The following is a 25006-nucleotide window of genomic DNA, read 5'->3' as shown; positions in this document are numbered from 1 at the left end:
CGGATCCTCCCTACGAATCGTTTGTTGGCAAGTCCTATTGAATCAATAGGACTTGCGGCCTGGCCAGCATGGCCCCGACGTGCGCGTGGCGAGACCTGTGCGGGGTCGCTGTCACCGGTGCACCACCCCGTTCTGGTACGCCCACACGACGGTCTGTAGCCGATCCCGTGCGCCGATCTTCGCCATGGCGCGCCCGAGGTGCGACTTGACCGTGCTGGTCTCGATGAAGAGCCGCTCGGCGATCTCGACGTTCGACAGACCCTGCGCGAGCAACTCCACGATCTCGGTCTCCCGCGCGGTCAGCTGGTGCGCCGCCGCCGCGTCGGAACGGGGAGCGGGCGTACGCCTGGCGAACTCCGAGATCACCCGCCGGGTGACGGCCTGGTCGACGAGCCCATACCCGCTCGCGAGGCGACGGATCGCCTCGATCAGGTCCTCGGGCTCACAGTCCTTGAGGATGAACCCGCTGGCGCCGGACTCCAACGCGCCGAAGACGTACTCGTCGAGGTCGAAGGTCGTCACGACCAGCACCGCCGGTGGCGTCCCGGTCGCCTCGGCGACGATCTGCCGGGTCGCGGTGAGCCCGTCGCCGTGCGGCATCCGGACGTCCATGCAGATGACGTCCGGTTGCAGCCGGCGGGCCAGCTCGACGGCTGCGGACCCGTTCGACGCCTCCGCCACGACCTCGATCTCGCCGGCCTGCTCCAGGATGACGCGGAAGCCGGCGCGCACGACCGCCTGGTCGTCGACGAGCATCACTCTGATCATGCCGGGGCCTCTTCCTTCGGTCGCGGGGTGGCGGGACCGTTCGTCGGGAGGGTGGCGGCGACCGACCAGCCACCGGCCGCCGTCGGGCCGGCGGTGAACGTCGCCCCGATCAACTGGGCGCGCTCGCGCATACCCACCAGGCCGACGCCGCCGGTCCGTGCCGCCGGTACGCGTCGCGGCGCGGCGGGTTCGTTCACCACCTCCAGCGACACCGAGCGGGGCGCGAAGCGGAGCACCACCCGCGCCGGCGCGCCAGGGGCGTGCTGGCGGGCGTTGCTGAGCGACTCCTGCGCGATCCGGTAGAGCGCGACGTCGGCGATCGGCGACACCTCGCGCTGTTCGCCCTCCCGGACGAACTGCACCGGGCCGGCGAGGTTGCCCGCGGTGCGGACGAGGTCGTCGAGCATGCCCAGCCCCGGCACCGGGGCGGCACCATCGCCGCCCTCGTGCCCGGGCCTGCCGCGCAGCACACCGACGACCAGCCGCAGGTTGTCCAGGGTCTCCTTGCCCTGGCTGCGGATCCAGGCCACACCGGCCTTCGCGGCCGCCGGGTCCCGGTCGATCAGCCGCTCGACCGCCGCCGCCTGCACGACCATGCCGGAGAGGTGGTGGGCCGCCACGTCGTGCAACTCCCGGGCCATCCGGGAGCGCTCCGCGCCGATCGCCGCCTGGACCTTCGTGTGCTGCTCCCGGATCGCCTCGTCCGCCCGGACCCGGACCAACTCGACGTAGCGCCGGTAGGTGGCCACGTAGCCGCCGACGAAGGTCGCGCTGGCGTAGGTCAGGGCGCTCGCCGAGACGTACGCGATGGCCGTCAGCAGATCCGGGGTGACCACGACGGCCGCCGCGACCGACTCCACCACCACGACCGCGCCGACGGCCAGCAGTGCACGCCGAACCGGCAGCAACGACCCGACGGTGTACGCCACGACGAACGGTGCGAGGCCCCGGATGGTCGCCTCGGGCAGGGAGAAGCCGATGATGGGCAGTTGGAGGCCGACGACGAGCGCGAGGCAGAGCAGTGGCCGGACCCGGCGCAGGCACAGCAGCATCGCCTGCGCGCAGCAGATGGCGACGAGCAGCCAGGCCCGCGCCGGGTCGAACGACACCCCGTCCTCCGGTGCCACGAACCAGAACAGCGCGGTGAGCAGCACGAACGTCAGGACGGTCAGCACTGCGGCCAGCAGGCAGTCCCGTGGGAACACTCCGGTCACCCCGAGCCGGGTGAGCCGTCCGTCGAGCCACTTCGTCAGTCGTGGTGTGCCGGGTTCGGTGTCGGCGTGGTCCCTCATGGGGTGCGCATCCTTGCTCCGGATCGTCCCGGGTCGGGGGGTCAGTAGGAGATGCTAGGCGCGAGCAGGTGGAACTCCACGGCGAACCAGCCCGCGCCGGCGAGAGCCGACAGGATCAGGCCGCTGGCGGTGATCCGCCGCCAGCCGAGGTGGCGTCGCACGTCGTCGACCAGCCGGACCGCGGCGGGCAGCACTCCGAGCAGACCGACCAGTTGCAGCACCTGGATGGCGCGCAGGACGGGCCCGGGAACGTCCTGCAGGCTCATGATGCTGCCGATGCTCAGCACCCAACCGGTGAACGCGAGCAGCGTGCCGGCGACGGCGGTGCGGCTCAGGATCCGCGCGGTGCGCCCCGCCCGCTCCCGGGGAGCACGGCCCAGCCGACGGCGCACGATCGCGCCGACCGGCCAGGACAGGACGGCGAGCAGCAGCACGACGGTGGACAGGACCAGCACCGGAACGGCCACCATGGAGGCGCGGGCTGGCTCGACGGGCAGCAACGCGAACGCCGAGTCGAAACTGATCGCCTCGACCCGGTCATCGGTCGCCCGCATGGCGATCGTGCGTTGGCCGCCGACCTCGCGCCAGACCCAGGGCGCCACCTCCTCGTAGAGGGCGGGGGAGTCCGACAGCGGGCCCGGCTCCACCAGCAACCGGTCACCGTCGGTGACGCTGACAGTGGTCCGACCGACCAGGCCGATCGCCGTCAGGAAGTTGCTCTGTATCGCTCGCGAGGACTCGTACGTGCCGGCGGCCAGCGCGGCGTGCCTGGCGGTGGTCGCCGGGTCCACACCGGCGGTCGGCTGGTCGTCGCGGGCGGGGAAGTAGCGGTCGGCGAAGCCGTTCACGACCGACTCGCGAAGCTCGTGGCTGTCCAGGGCGCCGGAGCCGTTGCTGTTGAGGGACAGGAAGATGCCGGCCCGGTCGTCGGGGTAGATCTGCAGGTGGGAGTGGAAGTACTTGGTGTCGCCGCCGTGACCGAGGATCCGGTGGCCGTTGCGGTCCTCGGCGAAGAATCCGAGGGTCATCCGGGGCCCGTCGGCCAGCGTGCCCAGCGACGTCGCGTCGAGTGCCGGCCGCTGCATCAGCTCGCGGGTCGGTTGGTCCAGCAGGGGCGCGAAGCCCACCGGCTCGCCGAGCTGGGCGAGCATGAAGCGCGCCATGTCCGTCGCCGGGGCGGTCAACGCACCGGGCGGGGGCGTGCCGACGATCTCGAACGGCGCGGCGGGCCCGGCGGAGGTGTCGTACCCGTTGGACATCCGGTCGCGCAGCGCCGCCGGGAGGGGCTGCTCGAAGGTCGACGACGGCATGCCGGCACGGTCCAGGATGTTGCGCTGGACGTACTCCTCGAAGCGCGTCCCGCTGACGCGTTCGACGATGTAGCCGGCGAGCGCGTTGCTGTAGTTGGAGTAGGCGGGGACGGTGCCGGGCTGGTAGATCTGCTCCGGTGGGTCGGTCATCAGGGCCCGACGCAGGTTGAGGTTTCCGCCGTCGGTGCCGATGAGGCCGGCGATCCGCTCCTCGAAGCCGGCGGTGTGCGTCAGCAGGTGCCGCAGGGTCACGGCCCGCTCGTAGCGGAGGGGCAGTTCGAAGTCGAGGTACGTCTCGACGTCGGCGTCGAGGTCGAGCTTCCCGCTCTGCACGAGTTGCAGCACCGCGGTGGCGGTGACGAGCTTCGACACCGATCCCATTCGGAACAGGTGCCGGTCCGGGTCGACCGGTACGGCCTCGTTGCCGCCGGTACCGGTGTCGGCGTACCCGTACCCCCGGGTTGTGATGATCTTGCCGTTGTTGACGACGGCGACCGTGGCCCCCGCGATGCCGGTGCGGTCGAGCGCGGCCGGCAGCAGCCCGTCGAGCCAGGCGTTGACGTCGGTGTCGGTCAGGGCGGAACCCGCCCCGCCCGCGACGGGCGCCGCCGGAGCGGCGATGGGCGGTGCGGGGTTGTGCTGCGGCGCGCCGCAGCCGGCGGCGCTCACGGCGATGACGAACGCGGTCGCCAGCACCGCGCCGAGTCGGACGAGAGGCTGGTGTCGCCGGGGTGCGAGAAGAAAGAGTGGGCGCATTGTCTGCCAGTGCCTTCCCAGGGGAACGGGTGTCCGGAGCAGGTCCGTACGGCGTCACCCGCTGCCCTGGAACAAGCCTGTTCGAGGAATCGCGCTGATCCATCTGGCGCAGGACGGCACTGCGCCTACGACCTGAGGAGGAGAAGCGTCTGCACCGTTCGCCCCCGATCGGGGGACATCGTTTGACATGTGCGCCGAACGCATCTTTGATGGTCGATGTACTTGTTCGGGGTGGTCGGACGCTTCGTCGTCCGGGTGGCCCGTCGACGCCCCGAGCCTGGAGGACGGATGCGAGTCGTCGCGCTGAGAAATTCTCGTCGCCCACGACGGCGGCTGTTGCCGGTGGCGATGGTTGCGGTGACGCTGCTGAGCCTGGCCGTCGGGGTGCCGGCGGCGGCCGCGGCACCGTCGACAGTCGTCGGCGTGGCCAGCGGTCGTTGCCTGGACGTGGTCGGCAACGTCAGGACCGCCGGTGCCGGCATCAACATCTACGACTGCAACGGGCAGGCCAACCAGGCGTGGACCCTCACCTCAAGTGGTGAGCTACGGGTCTACGACGACACCATGTGCCTGGACGTCGTCGGCCAGGACACCACCGCCCCGGCCGCGCTGCAGATCAACGGTTGCAACGGCGGCGCCAACCAACGTTGGCGTATCACCACCTCCGGGACGATCGTCGGCGTCCAGTCCGGCCTGTGCCTGGACGTGACCGGCGCGGGCACCGCCAACAGCACCACCGTCGGTCTCTGGACCTGCAACGGGCAGTCCAACCAGCGGTGGACGACGTCTCTCGGCAGCGCCGACAGTCAGCCGCCGACGGCACCGGGCAGCCCGCGGGTCAGCGGCCTGACCTGCAACTCGGTGACGTTCGCGTGGAACGCCTCGACGGACAACGTGGCGGTGGCCTTCTACGACATCTACCACGACGGCCAGCTGATGACGTCGGTGAGTGGAACGACGCTCTCCACCAACCTGACGGTGGTGGCCGGGGCGACCTGGGGCCTGTACGTCAACGCCCGCGACGCCGCCGGCAACGTGTCGCAGGCGAGTGCCACCGTCTCGATCACTCCGCCGCCCTGCCAGGCCGACAGCCAGCCACCGACGGCGCCGCAACAGCTCACCGGCACCGCGTCGGGCACCACTGTGACGCTGCGCTGGACGGCGTCCACCGACAACATCGGCGTGCGGGCGTACGACATCTATCGGGCCGGCGCGAAGGTGGGCACGGTCACCGGCGCGCCGCCGGCGACCACGTTCGCCGACAGCGGTCTGGCGGCGAACACCGCGTACCAGTACTACGTGGTGGCCCGGGACGCGCAGGACAACGCCTCGTCGCGCAGCGGCACCGCGACGGTGACCACCGGCGCGGCGTGCGCCAACCCGGTGTGCGGAGTGCGGCAGGTCACCACCGACACCGACATCCCGTGGGGCCTGGTGACGTTGCCGGACGGCAGCGTCCTCTACAACCGCCGCGACGCGCACGACATCATCCAGCTCAACCCGACCACCGGGGCCAAGACCAACCTGGGCACGGTGCCGAACGTGCAGAGCACCGACGGTGAGGGCGGCCTGCTGGGGCTCGCCATCTCGGCCAGCTACTCCAGCGACCGCTGGCTGTACATCATGCACACCTCGCCGAGCGACAACCGCATCGTCCGGATCAGGCTGGAGAACGGGCGACTCAACACCGCCAGCGAGCAGGTCCTCCTCACCGGCATCCGGCGGAACAAGTACCACGACGGTGGTCGCCTGCGGTTCGGCCCGGACGGCAAGCTGTACGCCAGCACCGGCGACGCCCAGAACGGCAACTACGCCCAGGACCGGTCCAGCCTCGAAGGCAAGATCCTGCGGCTCAACCCGGACGGCACCGTCCCCTCGGACAACCCGTTCGGCAACTACGTCTGGAGCTACGGCCACCGCAACCCGCAGGGGCTGGCGTTCGACTCGCAGGGCCGGCTGTGGGAGCAGGAGTTCGGCAACTCGATCATGGACGAGACCAACCTGATCACCAAGGGCGGCAACTACGGCTGGCCGGCGTGCGAGGGCACCAGTGGCACCTGCGGTACCGCCGGGTTCATCGCGCCGGCGCGCACCTATCCCACCGCCGAAGGGTCCTGCTCCGGCATCACGATCGTGCGCGACGCGCTCTACGTGGCCTGTGCCCGGGGCGCTCGGATGTACCGCGCGGTGATCAGCGGCAGCAGCCTGACGAACGTGCAGACGTACTTCAGTGGCACCTACGGTCGGTTGCGGACGGTGGAGCCGGCTCCCGACGGAGGGTTGTGGCTGACCACCACCAACGTCGGCGACAAGGACAGCACCCCGAACAACAGCAACGAGAGGGTCTTGCACGTCACGCTCGGCAACTAGCCCCCGGTCAGTCCGTCGGCGACGGCCCGCTGTGCCTCCTCGGTGGTCAGATACCGGATGCTGTCGTGTGCGTGCGCGCCGTTGTCGACCAGGAAGGAGCGCACCGCGGGCCCGAACGTGGGTCGCAGGTCCTTCGCCAGCGCCACGACGTCACCCGCGTCGGCGATGTTCGTCCAGTCCCGGACCGATCCGGGCCAGTGGCCGCGCGGCACACCCCGCTCGTCGGCGTGTGGTGGCGGTCGCAGCCGGTCGAAGAACAACTGGCGGACGCCAATCGGTGAGCCGAGCGTCACGAAGGCGCGGACCTGCCATTCCGGGTGCGCGCAGAGCGCCTCGTAGGCGACGATGCTGCCAAGCGAGTGCGCCACGACCACCCTGGTGTCGGGTGCGACGGTCGCCTCGACCCGGGCCAGCACCTCCCGTCGTAGATCCGGATCGAGCATGTATCGGCGTACCTGACGCAGATCCGCCACCAGGAGGCGGTCGAACGCGGCTGGAACCCGACGGTAGGCGGCGGCGAAGAAGCGCGAGTTGCTCAACGCCCGCAGCGCCGTCTGCACCCCTCCGGGTGTCCGCGCCAGGGTTCGGGCCTCAGGGGGCACAACGGCGGCGTCGACCGCGGAGGCCCCGTGCCACCAGGCCCGGAGCAGCTCCGCTTCGTACTCGCTCTCCGACACACCACCGACATCCACGGCTGCTGCGCCGAGGAGCCGCCCCGGCGCACGGAACAGATCTCCGTAGAAGGCGCAGGCGAGGTCCGCGGAGCCGGGCAGGAACTGCCGGAGCGGCGGCATCCAGGCCTGCTGCATCGTGCCGGCGTTCGCGTACTGCTGCCCGATCCCGTGCACCCCGACGATCAGCGGCACAAAAACTCCTAGGTCAGGTGGCCCGCTCACCCGGGCGTCAACGCGAACGCGACAACGCCCGCCGCGCATCCGGCGAGCAGGGTCGACGGCGCGCCGAACTCGACCGCCGCGACCGGTGAGTTCAGTTCGATCCGGTGCCGCTCACGGCCCTCGTGCGACAGGACCACGATGATGTTCTGCAGACCGACCGCGACCGTCGACGTCTCGGCCTCGACACAGACGGCCGTGACCAGTTCGTTCAGGACCCGCCAGGGCTGCGCGAGGCCGCCCCGGCCCCAACGAGTTCGTCCGGTGCGGCACTCGCTCAGAGACCACCGGAACACCGCCTGGCCGCTGCCGCAGTAGACGGTGTCCCGGCCGAGGTCGACCGCGAGGCAGGTCACCGGTTCGTCGAAGCGAAGCCCCCCGAGGCGACGGCCGGTGGCCACATCCCACCACTGGACCATTGCGCCCGCGCTGACCGTGAACCCGATGGTGAAGTCCTGCCCGGTCACCACCCGGACGGCCAGAACCGGATCCCGGTGCTGCCATGGACGGCCGAGCCGTCGAGGTGCGTCCTCGATGTTCCACGCCTCTATCGCGTACTCGATGATGCCGAGCCACGGCGACGACAGATCGGCCGCCGGGCAGACGAGTACGCGTTGCCCGTCCACGACTGTCAGGTCGGCAGTGAGCTGTGGCCGGTTCGGACTGTGGAAGAACCGGCGCAGGCGGACCTCACGATCCAGATCCCAGATCTGCACGTACCCGTCGTCGCCACCGGTCACCGCGTGCGTCGCACCGTCGATCCGATGCACCGCCAGCGAGCGGATCCAGCCGTCATGGACCGTCCACGGCGTCTTCACCTCGACACCGTCGGAGAACCGGAAGAAGCGCATCTCGCCGAACTCGCCGACGGTCATCACCGCCAGATCCTCGCCGATTTGGACGCGGGCCATTGCCTGCACACCGCCCTGGCGGGGTCCCGCTCCCGACGTCGGTCCGTCCGCGCTGGTGGGTCGCCACACCGCCAACGCCGCTTCCTCGGTCGCCGCGACGACGACCATGCCGTCTCCCACGTCGAAGGTCGCGATGGCGTCGATGCGTCCCTCGACCGACCGCTGCTGAACGCTGCCCTGGTCGGTCGGGTCCTTCAGCTCCTCCACGACGCCGCTGGCGTAGCCCAACAGGACCCGACCGCCGACACCCACCGCCAGGCAGGTGACGCCGGGTAGATGGCGCCGGTACCCCTTACCGCTGGCCACGTCCCAGATGGTCAGGTCCTCGCCGGCGAGGACCAGAACGGAGAACGCCGCGTCGTCGTCCAGGATCCCGAACGCGGTGATCCTTCCACGAGCGACCTGATCGACGTACTCGACCGAGTCGAGGCGCTGCCCGTGGAAGACCGTCACCCGACCGTGTGCGTCACCAACGAGCACCATCGGCCCGTCCGCCGTGGACAGGACGGCCAACCGCTCGACCCGGGCCGGTCTGGGCAGGGGCCGGCTCTCGAGTGCCTGGCCGTCGTCCAGACGCCAGGTGTGCACGGTGCCCTCCGCGTCGCCAGCGCAACCGAAGTCGCCCTCGTCCGACGTTCCGGCGGTCAGCGCTGTCACGATGGAACCCTCCAACACGAACGGCTCCGCGACGAGGTCGGCCGTGGACAGGTCCCAGACCCGGGTGCCACCGCCACGGCCGGCGGTGAGAGCGACAGGCAGGCCCGATCGTTGGCCGATCGCCAGGCAGGTGACGCCGCCGGTGTGGGCGAACCAGCTACGCAGCATGTGCCCGGACTCACCGTCGAAGATCCGGACGATCCCGTCACTGCTAGCGGTGACGAGAACGGTGCGTCCCTCGACGGTGGTGGCCACCATGTCGATGATGGTTCTGGTGTGTCCCTGCCAGGCGCCGGTGACCCTCGGTCGAGCGTCCAGGTCCCACATCCGCACCGTGCCGTCGGCGGAGCCGCTGATGATCAGCTGCCGCTCCTCCACCACTCCCGTCGTGACCGCGTGGATCACGCCGGTGTGCCCCCGCCAGGGCGGGCCGAAGGGGCGGAGCGAGTCGAGATACCACGGGCGGAGAAACCCGTCTGCGCCACCGGTGACGATGACCTCCTCGCCCCCGACCCGTAACGCAGTCATCGCGTGAACGGTGTGGGCGTGTGCTTTCCTGCTCGCCACCGGCCCCGTCCAGAGCACCCGGGAACTCCACCTCTCCAGCCGCGAGCTGGAGACACGACCGTCGGAGAACCCGCGCACCACCACCTTCGCGTCCCCGTCGTCGATGACGAGCAGAGCCGTGACCGCCGACGTCACCGACCTCAGGTCGGCTTCGTCCGACGTCGGGGAGTCGTCGTGGCGTAGCGAGGCGATCTGCTCCCCGGTGAGCGCGTCCCAGAGATAGCTGTAGCCGTTCGACGCGCCGGTCACGATGACCGGTTCGCCGGCGAGGTGGGTGGTGGCTATCGCCGTCAGCTCGTACGGGTGCACGAATGGTTTGATCAACTCTGGTACGTCGGTGGGAACGCGCCGCAGTCGTGGGAACCAACTGCGCCTACTCCGGTCGATCGTCTCCATCTCCGGCTCGGTCGAGTTGTCTGCCGAGATGCGGACAGCGCGAATGCGACGGCCCAGCGCCGCCACACCGATCAGTGTTCGGCCGACGCGCAGGGCGGCCCCCGACTCGATCCAGCCCAGCCAGGTGAGTCGCTTCTGAGCCACCGGGCGCAGGGTCGGCAGGTCGTGCAGGCCCATCCGCCCCTGGGACTCGCTGACCAGCAGGTGAGGGCGGTCGTTCAGCTCGACCACGTCCAGTCCGACGACCTTGAAGCCGTACGGTCGGGCGACATGCAGCTGTGACGGGTTGCGCAGCGGATCCCAACAGTGCAGCGCGCCCCGTCGGGTTCCGGCGATCACGAGGTCCGCCGGGTTGCCGGGGACCAGGGTCAGCGCGGTCACCCCATCGACCGGTGAACCGAGGATCCGGTGCGGGTGTGGTGGCCTCCACGAGGCCCACAGCGTCCGCCAGGGCCGCTGCACCCCCTGTTCGGCGATCCGCTCGGCCAACGCGCTCGCATCGTGCTGCCGTGCGGCGAGTTCGAGATAGCTGAGTCGCTCCCGGAGGTCGGCGCGGCCGAAGTGATGGACGGCCTCTCGGTATGCCCGTCCGGCGGCGTGGCCCTCCTCGGTCATGGCGCTGTCGCATACCGCGAGCAGCCGGTTCTGGTCCGCCTCGGTCAGGAAGGCAGGATCGAGCAGGAGCCGGTCGAGGTTTCCGGCGGCCGCGGCGTGGCTGGCCAGGTTGGCCAGCACATAGGGGTGGGCCTCCGACCAGCGCGCCCGACCCGTCGTCGCCGAGAACTGGGACCGCTTCTCGAAGAAGGTGAAGATCGTCCGCTGGACCGACCGGTTCGACCTGTTCGAGCGGAGGTACGACGCGAGGGCCTCGTGATAGAGCCGGTAGACCGAGCGCTGGTTGGCCAGGGCCTCGACGACGTAGTAGCCGGCGTGCTCGATGAGCCAGTCGATGTCGGCGTCCGTGTACGCCTTGCCGCTGAGCCTGGTGGCCAGCGGCGCCCAGATGTCCTCCCACGGCAGGCCGGCACCATCCGCGTACGCCAGGGGCAGAAGTAGATCGCGGGCCTTGTTCGCCGACTCGCCCAACCGGTCCTCAAGGTCGCGGCGCATCGCTTCGGCCGCGAATCGGGGCAGCGCGCGTCGCCACGCGGCGTCGCCCGGGTCGACGACATAGTCGCGCAGCGCGAGACTTCGGGCGGAGATCAGCGCGACCAGGAACGAGTGACCGGCCGCGTTGCCGACGGCGCTGGCCACCTCCTGTGTGAGGTTCGCGGCGACGGAGAGGTAGGGGCTCGGGTTCCCCAACTCGCGCAGGCACCGCTCGGCGTAGCGCCGGACGCTCTCCTGGTCGGCGTACTCCGCGTCGTCGAGGTTGAGCACGACCACGTCCCGGCCCAGTCGGTCCACCAAGTGCCGTCGCGTGCCGATGAGGATCCGCACGTTGGTCTTGCCGGCGCCCCGCACCAGGGGCTGCATGACCTCCCGCATGACGCTTTCGACGTCTGCTGCCTCATCAAGTGCGTCCAGGATGATTGCCTGGTGCTGGTCCCGGGACGCCACCTCCGACAACAGTTCCTCGATGTTCGCCGCCTGGTCGACATCGAGCGCCTGGCAGAGTGCCGCGAGCAGTTGGCCGACAGTCTGGCCACGCACGTGCACGAAACAGGTCAACACGTTCTCCGGGACGTCCACCTCGTCGTTCCCGGGCGTCACCGGGATCCGGCTGCGCAGTCGCCGGTTTCCGAGCATGTAGAGCCGGGACAGCAGAGCGGACTTGCCGGATCCTGGATTTCCGGTCACGACCAGGGTCGACCGGGGCGTGCCGGGCGGCCGACGGAGCCAGGCCGCGCAGCTGCGGAGGGCCGCCGTACGCCCGGTGAACAGCCACACGCCCTCCACCACGACGTCGAGGCCCTGCGCGCGGGGCAGGACGTGGCTGAGGAACTCCACCCGCCGGGCAACCTGCTGCTCGTGGTCGCGTTGGGCACGGAGGTTCAGCCCGTGCAGGGTCTGGTTGTACCGGGGGTTCGGCAGGAACTCGGTGACCGTGTCACCGTCGTCGGCCTGCAGGATCCGCGCCCGCTGCCACGGCGGCAGCTCGTGGCGGACCACGTTGTACACGGCGTTCAGAGCCAGATAGCGCGGTTCGTGACCACCGCTGGCCCGGTGCCGTACCGCCGCGTCGAGTGCCCGGCTGAACGCGCCCGATCCGGCGCTCTCGTGCGGGCGGGCGGCGGCAAGGACGGCGATGCTCGGGTTGACGGCCCGACCGCCGAGCAGGTCGAGACGATCGAGCGCGCCCTTGCTCAGGTCCCGGGTGGCCGCCGCGGCGAAGCAGGTGTCGAGGATGACCAGAAACCGCTGCACGACGGTCCCACGAATCAACCAGTTCGTGAGTTCACTGGCCCACACTCCGGTCCGGGACAGGTCCGAGGTGGTCCCGGGGAAGGGGAGGATCAGGTCACCACCGTCCGTCTCGCCGTGACCCGTGTAGTAGAAGACGACGATGTCGTCGGGATGCCGGTCGGCAGCGGTCAGGAAGCGGCTGAGTTGTCCGGTGAGTTCGTCCCGGGACAGGTTCGGCCCGAAGCCCGGCACCGGCTCGTATGGCAGGTAACGGGTGAACAGGTCGCTCATGCGCCGGATCTCGTCCACCAGCTCGGGTCGATCCTCGAAACCCGACTCCGGCGAGTAGGCGCTCGTTCCGCATCCGATGAAGAACCGTCGCGACGAGGTCGCCATCCGTCAGCCCGCCGGGATCACGACGATGGCGAGGACCAGGAGAACGATGGTGGCCATGGTGAGCATGACCCAGGGCAGCCACCGCCGGTGCGCGGTCACGATGCCGACCGAGACGGCCACGATGACGAACGCGGTCATGGTGAGGAAGGTGACCGCGAACCGGTCCGACGCACCGGTGAAGACGCGCCACACCCCGCGCGCCACCAGCATGATGAGTTCCAGGCCGATCAGTGCCGCCCACCATGAGAACACCGCGATGCGAACGCCGTCGACCTCGATCGTGCTGGTCGGCAGCAGCTCCTCGGGCCGGCATCCAGGCGGTAGCGCGGCAGCGTCCCGCGTACCGTCCGGCTCTTCGGCAGCCCTCGACCTCATCAACGTCCGCCGTCCGTCCGCTCGGCTGCTTACTCAGGAGAGCCAGTGAATCACCTTCGGTGGACACCGGGTAGATGACGGACGTGCGTCGTCGATCGCTGGTCCGACAGCTCCACCTACCCCGAAATGCCCGGCGGAACGACGAACATCCGAAGTGGAGCGGACGCGAGGCCAGTCACCGGTAGGAGGACTGGGCGGCCCGTTCGGCGCTCACCTCGGGTCAGACCGGGTGCTTGCTCAGACTCTGGAAGCTCAGTGCCCGCTGGGTGGGGATCTCGGCACCCCCGAACTCCGTCGTCCAGGGCCGGGACAGCGTGGCCGGCGCCCGCCACCGGGCCACCCGCGACTCCGGGCCGGCCGACGAGTCGGCGCGCGAACCGGAGCCGGTCGACGTGCCCGGGGCGTCGGTGTGCGCCGGGTCGATGCCCAGCTCCCGCATCCGCTCGACGTACGCGCGGTAGCGCCGCTGTGCCTCACCGTGCCGGCCGGCGGCGCGTAACACCTCCACCAACTCCAGGTGCGCGTCCTCGTCGTACTGGTCACGGTGCACGAGCCGCATCAGGTAGACGAGCTTCTGATCGGTGTCCGAGGTGTGCTGTGCCAGGGCCCGCAACACGCGGGTGTGCGCGACCTGTGCCTCCTCGCGCAGCGGTTGCGCCCAGTCCTCGTACGGGTCGTCGGCGAGGAAGTCCCCGCCGTACAGCTCGTCGGCGCGGATCAACATCCCGGCGGCGGTCGGGTGCCCCGCGCGCTGTGCGGCCTGCGCCTCCTCGGCGGCGGTGAGGAACGACTCGACGTCCACGTCGATCACGTCGAGGTCGATCGCCACCGAGCCCCGGTCGGCCAGCACCGCTCCCCGCCCGCTGGTGCGTTGCCCGGTGCCGAGCACGCGACGCAGGGTGGACAACAGCACCGAGAGCCGGTTCGCGGTCCGCGACGGCGACTCGTCCGGCCAGAGCAACTCCATCAGCCGGGCGCGCGGCACCGCCCGGCCGCGATGTGCGACGAGGATCTTCAACAAATCCCGGGCCTTCTTGGACTGCCACTCGCCGTACGGCACCACGGCACCGGCCCGGAACACCCGGAAGTCGCCGAGGGTGTGGATGACCACCGCCGGTACGCGCAGCGTGATGGCGGTCAGCCCGTCGGCGACGCCCGGGTCGAGGCGTACCCCGCAGCGGCGCAGCTTCTGCTCGGCCCCCTCCGCGCCGCGCCGGGCCTGCCGGCCCTGGAGTCGGGCGGCGATCAGTCGGACCGCGGCCTCCTGGGCCGGGTCGCCGAGATCCCGGCAGAGCGCGGCGGCGTCGTCGAGCAGGCCCGCGGCGGCCCGGGGGTCCTCCGCCGCCAGGACGGTGAGTTGCAGCGCCTCGATCAGGGTCGCTCGCCGCCGTCCGACGGTGGCGCCGGTGCGGGCCTCGGCGGCGTCGAAGTGGGCCGCGTCGGTGTCGCCGCGCAGCAGCGCCACCCAACCGCGGGCCAGCAGCGCGTACGGCCGGTCGGGTTCGCGGGCCATGGTGACCGCTCGTTCGGCCAGGTCCCGGGCGGCACGCAGGTCGTCGGCGGCCCGGATCCGCGCCAACTCGGCCAGGATCAGGGCGCGGGACATCGGCCGGTGCTGCCCGTTGCCGAGGATGGCCAGGGCGCTCTCCAACGCCTTGCGGGCCTGGCGCGGCTCACGTCGGCGGCGGTGCACCATCCCGAGCGTGGTGAGGGAGAACGCCTCATCGGCGCCGATCCCGGCCAGCTCCCGTAGACGTTGGCCGGCGGCGCTGTCGGCGAGCGCCTCCTCCAGGCGGCCCAGCAGGCACTTCGCCGAGGCGGTGAGGGCCAGCGCGTAGGGCTCGTAACCGGTGTCCCCGGTCACCTCGGCCAGCCGGACGGCCGCCTCGGCGTGCCGCAGTGCGTCGGAGGCATCACCGACACCGAGCAGGTAGCCGGCCAGGTCCAGGTGGATCATCAGCCGGAACAGGCCGACGTCGGCGTGCCGCAGCCCCTCCGCCGGCTGCGCTCGCCGCCGTGCCGCCGACGCGTCGCCGGTCGCCGCGTCCAGCAGCATGGCCAGCCGGGCGTACGCCTCGTGGGCGGCGGGGGAGTCGCACCCGTGCGCCGCCTGGGCGGCCTCCTCGGCGTCGGTGGTGGCCCGCTCGATGTCGCCCTCGATCAGGTGGTGCACGGCGGCGTGGCAGTGCACCTGGACGGCGTGCGGGCCGGCCGCGTCGATCGGGATCATCGCCAACCGGGCGGCGGCCAACTGCGGTTCGCCGTCGAGGTGGTGCTGGAGCGCCACGCGCCAGATGTCGGCCAGCGGGGCGTCGGCCGGGTCGGGGGTGGTGGTGAGCAGGTCCGGCTGGATGGTGAGCCACAGGTGCGCGGCCGTGCGGTCGCCGACGTCGGCGAGGCGGCGCAGCGCACGCCCCGGATCACCGCCTCGGTGCGGTTGACCCGGTGCCGATGCCTCGCCCCCGCGGTGGTCGCGAACGGGCGCTGACGGGCGCAAGGCATGGTTGAGTCTGTCTCCGGACATCCACCACTCCTGTTTTCTCTCGTGGAGGCTCAGGTGAGTGAAGAGACAACCGGTCGTCCGTAGCCGACGCCCGGCGTGGCTTCCCCCCGGCACGATCATTGTCTTCATTGAGCATCATCGCCATAACCAAAAGAGTCGGTGTACTTACTGACTGCTATGCGGTATCGGCATAATGCCGCCCTCAGGATTCCCTCAGGCAGCCCCCACAGCACGTGCACGGCCCGTACAAGCAACCGGCACGGGTCCGCCGCAGAATTCCGGGCATTGCGTTTCGCCTGCCCGATCGGAGCTGAGATCCGATGTCCGAACAGATCGTCGCGCCCGACCTCGTCGCCTTCTGGCAGCGACAACTCGACGCCCTTCCGGAGCCACCGGACCTGCCCTTCCCGCCCGTACCCGGAACGACGGCGGACGGCGGCACTGCCGGCGTGACGCTGCCGGGTGGCTCGTCCGAGGTGCTGGTCGACGCGCTGGCCGGTGTGTTCGGGCTGCTGCACCGCTGGACCGGGGGCGGCGACCTGCTCGCCGAGACACCGGCCGGCCCGACAGTGCCGGGACGATGGCTGCCCGTGCGAGTGCGGGTCCCCGAGAATCCCACCTGGACGGAGTTGCGGAGCCTGGTCCGGACGGCGCTGCGCGAGGCGCGGGCCCACGAGTCGGGGCTACCCGCGACCGAGCACCGACCGGTGGTGTCGGTGGGCCTCGGGGCGCTGCCGCCGGGGGCGCGGGGCGTGCTGCGGCTGCTGGTCGACGACACCGGATCGCCGACGGTCACCCTGACCCATCCGAACGCGGCGCTGATCGGGGCCACGCTGACCGTCCTGCTCGCACGGGCCGGGGAGCGGCCCGAGGCGCGCCTGTCCGACCTGCCGCTGCTCGACCCGGTGACGGAACGGCGGGTGCTGGCCGAGTGGAACGCCACCGAAACCGCCTACCCCCGCGACCGGTCGGTGCCCGACCTGTTCGCCCAGTGGGCCCGGGAGACGCCGGACGCGCCGGCGCTGCGCCACGGCGACGAGGTGCTCAGCTACCGGGAGCTGGAGCGGCGGGCCAACCAGTTGGCGGGGCACCTGCGGCGACTGGGCATCGGCCCCGAGGCCCTTGTCGGACTCTGCCTCACCGACACCGCCGGCTGGGTGATCGCCGCCCTGGCGACGCTCAAGGTCGGTGCCGCGTACCTGCCGCTGGACCCCGGGTATCCGCCGCAACGGCTGGCACTGATGTGCCGCGACGCCGCGCCGGGAGCGATCCTGCACACCGCCGCGCTGGCCGACCGGCTGCCGGACGACGGGACACCGCGCATCGTCCTGGACCGGCTGCCGGCCGCCGCCGACCCGGCCGGCCCGCCGGAGGTGAGCATCCAGCCCGACCAGCTCGCGTACGTCATGTACACCTCCGGCTCGACCGGCCGGCCCAAGGGCACCGGGGTCAGCCACCGCAACATCGTCCGGCTGGTCCGCGACACGAACTTCGTCGACGTACGCCCCGACGACGTGATGGGGCAGGCCGCCACGATGTCCTTCGACGCCGCCACCCTGGAGGTGTGGGGGGCGCTGCTCAACGGCGCCTGCCTGGCCGACCTGGACATCAACGACGTGATCGTGCCGGACCGGCTGCGCGAGCGGCTACGCGCCACCGGCGTGACGATGATGTTCCTGGCCACCTCCGTGTCCCGACAGTTGGCGACGGAGGCTCCGGAAGCCCTGGCCGGGTTGCGTTACCTGACCTTCGGCGGGGAACAGGCCGACCGGGTGGCGGTCAGCCGACTGCGGGCCGCCTGCCCGGACACGACACTTGTCAACGGGTACGGCCCGACCGAGGGCACCACCTACACCACGACGTACGACTGCGCCCGGCTCACCGCCGACGACCAGGTGGTCCCGATCGGTGGCCCGGTCGCGAACACCCGGGTGTACGTGCTGGACCGGTTCCTCCAGCCGGTGCCGCCCGGCGTGCTCGGTGAGCTGTTCATCGGCGGGGACGGGGTGGCTCGGGGGTATCTCGGCCGTCCGGAGGCCACCGCCGACCGGTTCGTGCCGGACCCGTTCGGGCCGCGCGGCGGGGGTCGGCTGTACCGCACCGGCGACCTGGTCCGGCAACGTGTCGACGGGTTGATCGAATTCATCGGGCGGTTGGACCACCAGGTCAAGATCCGTGGTTACCGGGTGGAGCCGGGCGAGGTGACCGAGGTGCTTCGCGGCAGCGGGCTGCTGCGCGACGCCATCGTGCGCGCCGACCGCGACGGGGCGGGCGACGCCCGACTGGTCGCGTACGTGGTGCCCGCCGACGGGGTGGACGTCGAGGCGGTCCGGGAACGCGCCCGGGAGCAGTTGCCCGATCACCTGGTGCCGGCCGTGTTCGTGGCGTTGCCCCGGCTGCCGCTCAACCGCAACGGCAAGGTGGACACCAAGGCGCTGCCCGCACCCGACGCGCTGGTCGTACCGGACGACAGGCCGGCCCCCGACGTGCCGCCCGCTCCGGAGGCGGCCCGGGCCGACGACGAGGACACCGGCCCGCGGGCCGGGACCGAGCGGACCGTGGCCGAGATCTGGCGGGAGGTGCTCGGTGTGCCGGTGCGTCGACGCGACGACGACTTCTTCGACCTCGGCGGCCGGTCGTTGAAGGCGACAAGGGTGCGGTCCCGGCTGTCCGCCGCGATCGGCGCGGAGGTGCCGTTGCGACTGATCTTCGACCACCCGACCGTCGCGGCTCTGGCCGCCGCGGCGGACGAGATCACCGGGGTCCGCGAGGCGGCGGTCCAGCCCTCCGGGCCGGTCGACGCGCTCCCGCCGGACGCCGCACCGCCCGCCGACCTCGCCGGCCTGCTCGACCAGTACGAGCACGGGAGCGCGAGATGAGTGCCGCCCTCACCCCGACCGGGCTGCGACAGCGGGTGGACGCGTTGCCGCCCGAGCGGCGGCGTGCCTTCCTCGCCGCTCTGCGCGCCGACGGTGACCGGTACGGGATCCACCCGCTCACCGCCGCCCAGGAGTGGATGCTGCTGCTGGCCCAACTCCACCCGGAGAGCCCGGCCTACCACGTCCCGTACCGGCTGGACCTGCGTGGCGACCTGGACGTGGGGGCCCTGCGCGCCGCGCTGGACCTGGTGGTGGCGCGGCACGAGGCGCTGCGCACGGTGTTCGTTCCGTTGGACGGGGAGCCGTACCAACTGGTCCTGCCGCCGAACGGCGTGCCCCTCGAGGTACGCGACGTCGCGGCGGACCGGATCGACGAGTACGCCGCCGCCGAGGCGGTCCGCCCGTTCGACCTGGCCCGGGGCCCGCTGCTGCGCGCCACGCTGTGCCGCACCGGCCCGGCCGACTGGTCGCTGCTGCTCTCCCTGCACCACGTGGTCTGCGACGGCTGGAGCATGGGCCTGCTCTTCGAGGAGTTGTCGGCGGCGTACGCGGCGGCGCGGGACGGACGGGTAGCGCAGCTACCGCCGGTGCCGCGCGACGTGCCGGCAGCCCTCGCCCAGGACCGGCTGCTCGCCCCGACCGAGCTGGCCCGGCGGTTGGGCTGGTGGCGCGACGCCCTCGCGGGTGCGCCGCCGGGACTCGACCTACCCACCGACCGGCCCCGACCGGCGGAGCTGGAGGACGCCGGCCACGAGATCGACTTCTCCTGGCCGCCCGAGCTGGCCGACCGGGTCGCCGAGGCGGGCCGACGCACCGGCGCCACCCCGTACATGATCTTCGCGGCGGCCTGGGCGGCGCTGCTGCACCGGCACAGCCAACAGCCGGACCTGTTGCTCGCCACCCCGGTGGCGAACCGGCAGACCCTCGACAGCGAGACGGCGGTCGGCTTCTTCGTCAACACGCTGGTGCTGCGCAGCCGGGTCGACGGGGAGCTGACCTTCGCCGGGCTGCTGGACCAGTTGCGCGACACGGCGCTCACCGCACTGACCGACCCGGTGCCCTTCGACGCGCTGGTGCAGGAGATCCGACCGGTCCGCGACCCCGGCCGGCACCCGCTCGCCCAGGTGATGTTCGCCGTCGAGGACGGCTGGGAGCAGCGCCTGACGCTGCCCGGGGTCACCGTGCTGGCCAGCGGCGAGACCCACACCGGCACCTCCATGTTCGACCTGACGCTGACCGTCATCCCGTACGAGGGTCGGATCGACGGGCGAATCGAGTACCGGACCCGGCTCTTCGACGAGGCCACCGCCCGGGGGCTCGCCGACCAGCTCGCCACGCTGCTCACCGCCGCCCTCGTCGACCCGGACACCCCGGTGGCCGGGTTGCCGCTGCTGCACCCGGACGCCGGTCGGGACCTGGTCGACAGGTGGGCCGCCACCGCCACCCCGTCGGCACAGCAGCCGCTGCTTCCCGAGTTGGTGACCCGGCAGGCCGTCGCCCGCCCCGACGCGGTTGCCGTGGCGTACCGAAAGGAGACGCTTACCTACCGGGAGCTGGACGTGCGGGCGGACCGGCTGGCCCGCGCCCTGGTGGCCCGGGGGGTACGGCCCGAGACCACGGTCGGGGTCTGCCTGCCCGCCGGCCCGGACTGGGTGGTCGCCCTGCTCGCCACGCTTCGGGCCGGCGCGGTCTACCTGCCCCTGGATCCACAGTTGCCGGCCGCCCGGCTGGCCTACCTGCTCACCGACTCCGACGCCGCCCTGGTGCTCACCGGGGCCGACGCGCAGCTCGCGCTGCCCGCCAGCGACGTGCCGCTGCTGCGACTCGACGAGCCGCTGCCGCCCGCCGCCGGCCCGCTGCCGGGAGCCGTCCACCCGGACGCCGCCGCCTACCTGATCTACACGTCCGGCTCGACGGGGCTTCCCAAGGGCGTCGTCGGCACTCATCGCGGGCTGTGCAACCTCGCCGAGGCGCAGGCCCGGCTGGTCGGTGTCAGCGCCGACGACCGGGTCCTCCAGTTCCACTCGATCAGCTTCGACGTGTCACTGTCCGATGTGGTCACCGCGTTCACCGTGGGTGCGACGCTGCGCCTGCTCGGCCCGGACGAGCGCACCCCCGGCCCCGACCTGGCCGCCGCGCTCGTCCGGCACGGCGTCACCGTGGCCGACCTGCCCCCGGTGGTGCTCGACGCCCTGGACCCGGCCGAGGTGCCGGACCTGCGGGTGCTCACCGTCGGCGGCGAACCCTGCGCGCCGGACGTCGCCGCCGCCTGGTCGCGCAACCGGCTCCTGATCAACGGGTACGGCCCGACCGAGGCCACGGTGACCGCCACCGCCGCGCGCTGCGCCCCGGACGGCACCGAACTGCCCATCGGCCGACCCCTGACCGGGGTACGCGCCTACGTGCTCGATGCCGAGCTGCGGCCGGTGCCTCCCGGCGTCCCCGGTGAACTCCACCTCGGCGGCGTCGGGGTGGCCCGTGGCTACCACGGCGACCCGGCCCTCACCGCTCGGCGCTTCGTGCCCGACCCGTACGCCCCGACGCGCGGGGCGCGGATGTACGCCACCGGCGACCTGGTCCGCTGGCGCGCCGACGGGCAACTGGTCTTCCTGGGCCGGGCCGACAACCAGGTCAAAATCAACGGCTACCGGATCGAGTTGGGCGAGGTGGAGGCCCGACTCCGGCAGTGCGCCGGTGTGCGCCGCGCCGCCGCCGTGGTCCGCACCGACTCGCCCGGCGGGCGGCGGCTGGTCGGCTACCTCGTCGGCGACGACCTGCGGGTGGACGAGCTGCGCCAGGACCTGCTCCGGCAACTGCCCCGATATCTGGTGCCGACGGCCTTCGTGGTGGTCGACGACCTGCCGGTGAACGCCAGCGGCAAACTCGACCCGTCCCGGCTGCCCGCCCCCGCCGTGACCCGCGCCGACCTCGGCGCCGCGTACGTGGCACCGAACGGGGACATCGAGCGGGCCGTCGCCGAGGTGTGGCGCGACGTGCTCGGGCTCGCCGACGTGGGCGTGCACGACAACTTCTTCGACCTGGGCGGCACCTCACTGCTGCTGGCCCGGGCGCAGGTCCGGCTCACCGACCGGCTGGGCCGCCCGGTGCCCGCCGTCGAGCTGTTCCGGTACCCGACCATCGCGCTGCTGGCCCGGTTCCTCGACGGCGGACCGTCGGTGGTCTCGCCACCCGCGGATCCGGCCGCCGGTCGCCGCCGCGACGAACGCAAGCAGGCCCTCGCCGAGCGGGCCCGACGTGCCCGTCCGGTGCCGGCAGGGGAGGGACGGCCATGACCGATCAGGAGACCGGACTGGAGATCGCCATCGTCGGCATGGGCGGCCGGTTCCCCGGCGCCGCCGACGTGGACGAGCTGTGGCGGCGGGTCCTCACCGGCGCGGAGACCATCACCCGCTTCACCGACGCGGAACTGGCCGCCGCCGGGGTGCCCGAGGACGAGCGGCGCCACCCCGACCACGTACCGGCGCACGGCGCGCTGTCGGACGTCGACCGGTTCGACGCCGGCTTCTTCGGCTACTCGCCCCGCGACGCCCGGCTGCTCGACCCGCAACAACGACTCTTCCTGGAGTGCGCCTGGACTGCGCTGGAGCGCTCCGGTCACCTCACCGGCGACCCGGACCGGCTGGTGGGGGTGTACGCCGCCGCCGCGGCCAGCGGCTACCTGCTGCACCACCTGTTCCGCAACCCACAGCTTGACTCGGTCAGCGAGTACGAGCTGATGCTCGCCAACGACAAGGACTCGCTGCCCACCCGGGTGGCGTACCACCTGGACCTGCGCGGCCCCGCCGTGGCGGTGCAGACGGCCTGCTCGTCCTCGCTGGTCGCGGTGCACCTCGCCGCGCAGGCGCTGCTGGCCCGGGAGTGCGACGTCGCGCTCGCCGGCGGCGCGCACGTGCTGCTGCCGGCCGGCACCGGCTACCGCCACGAGGTCGGCGGCATCATGTCCCGCGACGGGTACTGTCGACCGTTCGACGTGCGGGCCAGCGGAACCGTCGGCGGCGACGGCGTCGCAGTGGTCGTGCTGCGCCGGCTGGCCGACGCCCGCCGCGACGGCGACACCGTGTACGCGGTGATCCGCGGCTCGGCGATCAACAACGATGGCCGGGTGAAGGTCGGTTTCACCGCGCCCGGGGTGGACGGGCAGGTCGCGGTGATCCGGGCCGCCCAGGAACTGGCCGAGGTCGAACCGGCGAGCATCGGGTACGTCGAGGCGCACGGCACCGGCACCGAACTGGGCGACCAGATCGAGCTGCGGGCCCTCGCCGAGGCGTTCCGGGGCACCGCCGACGGCCGGTGCGCGCTCGGCTCGGTCAAGGCGATCCTCGGGCACCTCGACGTCGCGGCCGGGGTGACCGGCCTGATCAAGGCGGCGCTGGCGCTGCACCATCGCGTCGTGCCACCCAGCCCGTACTGCACCGAGCCGCATCCCGAGTTGACCGGCGGTCCGTTCCGGGTACCCACCGTCGCGCAGCCCTGGCCCGACCTCGACACGCCGCCCCGCGCCGCGGTCAGCTCGTTCGGCATCGGCGGGACGAACGCCCATGTGGTCCTCCAGGCCGTCGAGCCCGCCGAGCCCGGTCCCCCCACCGACATCGACACCACCCAACTGCTGGTGCTCTCCGCCCGGGACGCCGACGCGCTCGACCGGGCTCGCACGCAGCTCGCGACCCACCTGGCCGAGCACCCCGACCTCCCGCTGGCCGACGTCGCGTACACCCTGCGCGGGTCCCGGCCGGAGCTCGGACACCGGCTGGTCACCGTCGCCGCCACCGCGGCGGTCGCCGCAGCCCAGCTCGCCGACCGGGGTTCGGCGCTGGTCCGTACCGGCGTCGCCACCGGCGCCCCGGCGGGAGTGGCGCTGCTCTTCCCCGGCCAGGGCGCGCAGTACGCCGGCATGGGCCGCACCCTGTACCACACCGAACCCGTCTACCGGGCCGCCTTCGACAGCTGCGCGGACCTGCTCCGCCCGCACCTCGACGTGGACCTGCGCACCCTGCTCTGCCCACCCGGTGACCCGATTCCCGCCGCGCCGGAGCTGGACGAGACCTGGCTCACCCAACCGGCCCTCTTCGCCGTCGAGTACGCGCTCGCCGAGCTGCTGCACCACGACGGCGTACGCCCGGCGGCCCTGGCCGGACACAGCCTCGGCGAGTACGTGGCCGCGTGCCGTGCCGGCGTCTTCACCCTCCCGGACGCGCTCGCCACCGTCGCCGTACGAGGCCGGCTCATGCAGGCCCAGGCGCCCGGGTCGATGCTCTCGGTGGACCTCCCCGCCGACGAGGTCGCGCCCCTGCTGCCCGCCGGCGTCGAGGTGGCCGCCGCCAACGCGCCCCGGCTCACCACCGTGTCCGGCGCGACCGCCGCCGTCGCCGCGCTCGCCGTCGAACTGCGCGAGCGCGGGGTGGCCTGCCGGGAGGTACGCACCTCACACGCCTTCCACTCAACCATGATGGAACCGGCCCTCGCCGGCTTCGCCGCGCACCTGCGCGAGGTGCCGCTGCGCCCGCCCACCCTGCCCGTGGTGTCGAACGTGACGGGCGGCTGGCTCACCGACGACGAGGCCACCGACCCCGCCTACTGGGTGCGGCAGCTGCGTCGACCGGTCAACTTCACCGCCAACGCCGACCTGCTGCTGCGCCAGCGGTTCGCGTTGCTGGAGGTCGGCCCCGGCCGCACCCTGGCCACCCTCGCCCGCCAACACGAGGCGGCGCGCGGCGTTCCGGTGTCGACCACCCTGCCCGCCGACCGCACACCGGCCGGCGAGGACGCCACTGTCGCCCTGGCGGTCGGCCGGCTCTGGCTGGCGGGGGTGCCGGTGCGCTGGCCCGACGGCCGGACCGACGGACGACGGCGGGTGCCCCTGCCCACGTACCCGTTCGCTCGTCAGCGGCACTGGGTCGAGCGGTTCCAGCCACAGCGGTCGGCACCCCTCGACCCCAGTGACGTCGCGCCGCAGCCCACCCCGGCGGCCCCGCCACCCGCGCCGACCGACGAGCCGTACGAGGTGGTGCGGCGGATCTGGATGGATCTGCTCGGGGTGGACGAGATCGGCCCGCACGACGACTTCTTCGAGCTGGGCGGGCACTCACTGCTCGGCACCCGGGTGGTGGCCCGGCTGCGCGACGCGCTCGGCGTGGACCTGCCACCGGCCGCGATCTTCGAGTCACCCACCCCTACCGCGCTGGCCCGTACCGTCGCCGCGCTGGCACGACCGACCGCCGACGTACCCCCGGCGGGTGCCCCACCCACGGACGGCGACCTGGCCGACCTGCTCGCGGAGATCCGGGCGTTGTCCCCGGAGAGTCTCGCCCGCGAGTTGCACCTGGCCCGACACGAGGAAGGAAACCGTGATGGCTGACGAGCAGCGCGTTCTGGTCAACGACGAGGAGCAGTACGCCCTCTGGCCCCGCCACAAGGAAATCCCGGACGGCTGGCGGGACGCCGGTTGCGCCGGCAGCCGCCAGGAGTGCCTGGACTTCGTGGCGCGGACCTGGACCGACATGCGCCCCCGCAGCGTCCGCGAACACCTGGCCGCCGAGACCGCCCGGCTGGGCTGAGCGGGCGTTTCC

The 25006-nt window shown here is 72.2% G+C and carries 12 protein-coding genes; 5 read left to right on the top strand and 7 right to left on the bottom strand.

All coding sequences use genetic code 11. The annotated features are described in order from the left end of the window. Window positions 1-111: 111 nt before the first annotated feature. Genes ACIBD9_RS14435 through ACIBD9_RS14425 form a run of 3 tightly spaced genes read right to left on the bottom strand, consistent with a single transcriptional unit; the run spans window position 112 to window position 4066 of the window. The gene (locus ACIBD9_RS14435; protein ID WP_396717617.1) at window positions 112-768 is read right to left on the bottom strand and encodes a response regulator; all 657 of its coding nucleotides are present in this window, start codon (window positions 766-768) and stop codon (window positions 112-114) included. Continuing rightward, the gene (locus tag ACIBD9_RS14430; protein ID WP_396717615.1) at window positions 765-2060 is read right to left on the bottom strand and encodes a sensor histidine kinase; all 1296 of its coding nucleotides are present in this window, start codon (window positions 2058-2060) and stop codon (window positions 765-767) included. Before ACIBD9_RS14430 ends, ACIBD9_RS14435 begins: the two co-directional genes overlap by 4 nt. Before the next feature lie 41 nt (window positions 2061-2101). Next, window positions 2102-4066 (bottom strand): serine hydrolase domain-containing protein, encoded by a 1965-nt coding sequence (locus tag ACIBD9_RS14425; RefSeq protein WP_396717613.1) that lies wholly within the window; start codon window positions 4064-4066, stop codon window positions 2102-2104. 408 nt (window positions 4067-4474) lie between these two features. Here ACIBD9_RS14425 and ACIBD9_RS14420 point away from each other — a divergent pair, with 408 nt between their 5' ends. Next, window positions 4475-6496, top strand: coding sequence for a PQQ-dependent sugar dehydrogenase (locus ACIBD9_RS14420; RefSeq protein WP_396718026.1), 2022 nt, complete (start codon window positions 4475-4477; stop codon window positions 6494-6496). Here ACIBD9_RS14420 and ACIBD9_RS14415 read toward each other — a convergent pair. The 4 genes from ACIBD9_RS14415 to ACIBD9_RS14400 form a co-directional block, all read right to left on the bottom strand. Continuing rightward, window positions 6493-7362: a hypothetical protein gene (locus ACIBD9_RS14415; RefSeq protein WP_396717611.1), complete on the bottom strand. Its 870-nt coding sequence runs from the start codon at window positions 7360-7362 to the stop codon at window positions 6493-6495. The genes ACIBD9_RS14420 and ACIBD9_RS14415 overlap by 4 nt on opposite strands. 26 nt (window positions 7363-7388) lie before the next feature. Further along, complete coding sequence (locus ACIBD9_RS14410) at window positions 7389-12662, bottom strand: AAA family ATPase (RefSeq protein ID WP_396717609.1); 5274 nt, start codon at window positions 12660-12662, stop codon at window positions 7389-7391. A 3-nt stretch (window positions 12663-12665) separates the two neighbouring features. Continuing rightward, the gene (locus tag ACIBD9_RS14405; protein ID WP_396717607.1) at window positions 12666-13037 is read right to left on the bottom strand and encodes a hypothetical protein; all 372 of its coding nucleotides are present in this window, start codon (window positions 13035-13037) and stop codon (window positions 12666-12668) included. 220 nt (window positions 13038-13257) lie between these two features. Beyond that, window positions 13258-15561, bottom strand: coding sequence for a BTAD domain-containing putative transcriptional regulator (locus ACIBD9_RS14400; protein WP_396717604.1), 2304 nt, complete (start codon window positions 15559-15561; stop codon window positions 13258-13260). Between the two features lie 299 nt (window positions 15562-15860). Here ACIBD9_RS14400 and ACIBD9_RS14395 point away from each other — a divergent pair, with 299 nt between their 5' ends. The 4 genes from ACIBD9_RS14395 to ACIBD9_RS14380 are packed head-to-tail and all read left to right on the top strand — an operon-like array spanning window position 15861 to window position 24994. Then, a complete protein-coding gene (locus tag ACIBD9_RS14395; protein WP_396717601.1) occupies window positions 15861-18419 on the top strand; it encodes an amino acid adenylation domain-containing protein in 2559 nt (852 codons plus the stop codon). Beyond that, window positions 18416-21712, top strand: coding sequence for an amino acid adenylation domain-containing protein (locus ACIBD9_RS14390; RefSeq protein ID WP_396717599.1), 3297 nt, complete (start codon window positions 18416-18418; stop codon window positions 21710-21712). Before ACIBD9_RS14395 ends, ACIBD9_RS14390 begins: the two co-directional genes overlap by 4 nt. Beyond that, a complete protein-coding gene (locus tag ACIBD9_RS14385) occupies window positions 21709-24795 on the top strand; it encodes a type I polyketide synthase (RefSeq protein WP_396717597.1) in 3087 nt (1028 codons plus the stop codon). Before ACIBD9_RS14390 ends, ACIBD9_RS14385 begins: the two co-directional genes overlap by 4 nt. Further along, complete coding sequence (locus ACIBD9_RS14380) at window positions 24788-24994, top strand: MbtH family protein (RefSeq protein WP_387165550.1); 207 nt, start codon at window positions 24788-24790, stop codon at window positions 24992-24994. The genes ACIBD9_RS14385 and ACIBD9_RS14380 overlap by 8 nt, the downstream gene beginning before the upstream one ends. Window positions 24995-25006: the final 12 nt, after the last annotated feature.

The sequence above is a fragment of the Micromonospora sp. NPDC050784 genome, assembly GCF_044456765.1.
GTDB classification, from domain to species: domain Bacteria; phylum Actinomycetota; class Actinomycetes; order Mycobacteriales; family Micromonosporaceae; genus Micromonospora; species Micromonospora foliorum.
The sequence above is the reverse complement of the archived record's forward strand: the minus strand, read 5'-3'. Positions and strand labels throughout refer to the sequence as shown.

What these genes read in the sequence shown, in the direction of transcription:
- ACIBD9_RS14435 (WP_396717617.1), bottom strand. Translation starts at nt 768, where the DNA reads ATGATCAGAGTGATGCTCGTCGACGACCAGGCGGTCGTGCGCGCCGGC.
- ACIBD9_RS14430 (WP_396717615.1), bottom strand. Translation starts at nt 2,060, where the DNA reads ATGAGGGACCACGCCGACACCGAACCCGGCACACCACGACTGACGAAG.
- ACIBD9_RS14420 (WP_396718026.1), top strand. Translation starts at nt 4,475, where the DNA reads ATGGTTGCGGTGACGCTGCTGAGCCTGGCCGTCGGGGTGCCGGCGGCG.
- ACIBD9_RS14410 (WP_396717609.1), bottom strand. Translation starts at nt 12,662, where the DNA reads ATGGCGACCTCGTCGCGACGGTTCTTCATCGGATGCGGAACGAGCGCC.
- ACIBD9_RS14405 (WP_396717607.1), bottom strand. Translation starts at nt 13,037, where the DNA reads ATGAGGTCGAGGGCTGCCGAAGAGCCGGACGGTACGCGGGACGCTGCC.
- ACIBD9_RS14400 (WP_396717604.1), bottom strand. Translation starts at nt 15,561, where the DNA reads ATGTCCGGAGACAGACTCAACCATGCCTTGCGCCCGTCAGCGCCCGTT.
- ACIBD9_RS14395 (WP_396717601.1), top strand. Translation starts at nt 15,861, where the DNA reads ATGTCCGAACAGATCGTCGCGCCCGACCTCGTCGCCTTCTGGCAGCGA.
- ACIBD9_RS14390 (WP_396717599.1), top strand. Translation starts at nt 18,416, where the DNA reads ATGAGTGCCGCCCTCACCCCGACCGGGCTGCGACAGCGGGTGGACGCG.
- ACIBD9_RS14385 (WP_396717597.1), top strand. Translation starts at nt 21,709, where the DNA reads ATGACCGATCAGGAGACCGGACTGGAGATCGCCATCGTCGGCATGGGC.
- ACIBD9_RS14380 (WP_387165550.1), top strand. Translation starts at nt 24,788, where the DNA reads ATGGCTGACGAGCAGCGCGTTCTGGTCAACGACGAGGAGCAGTACGCC.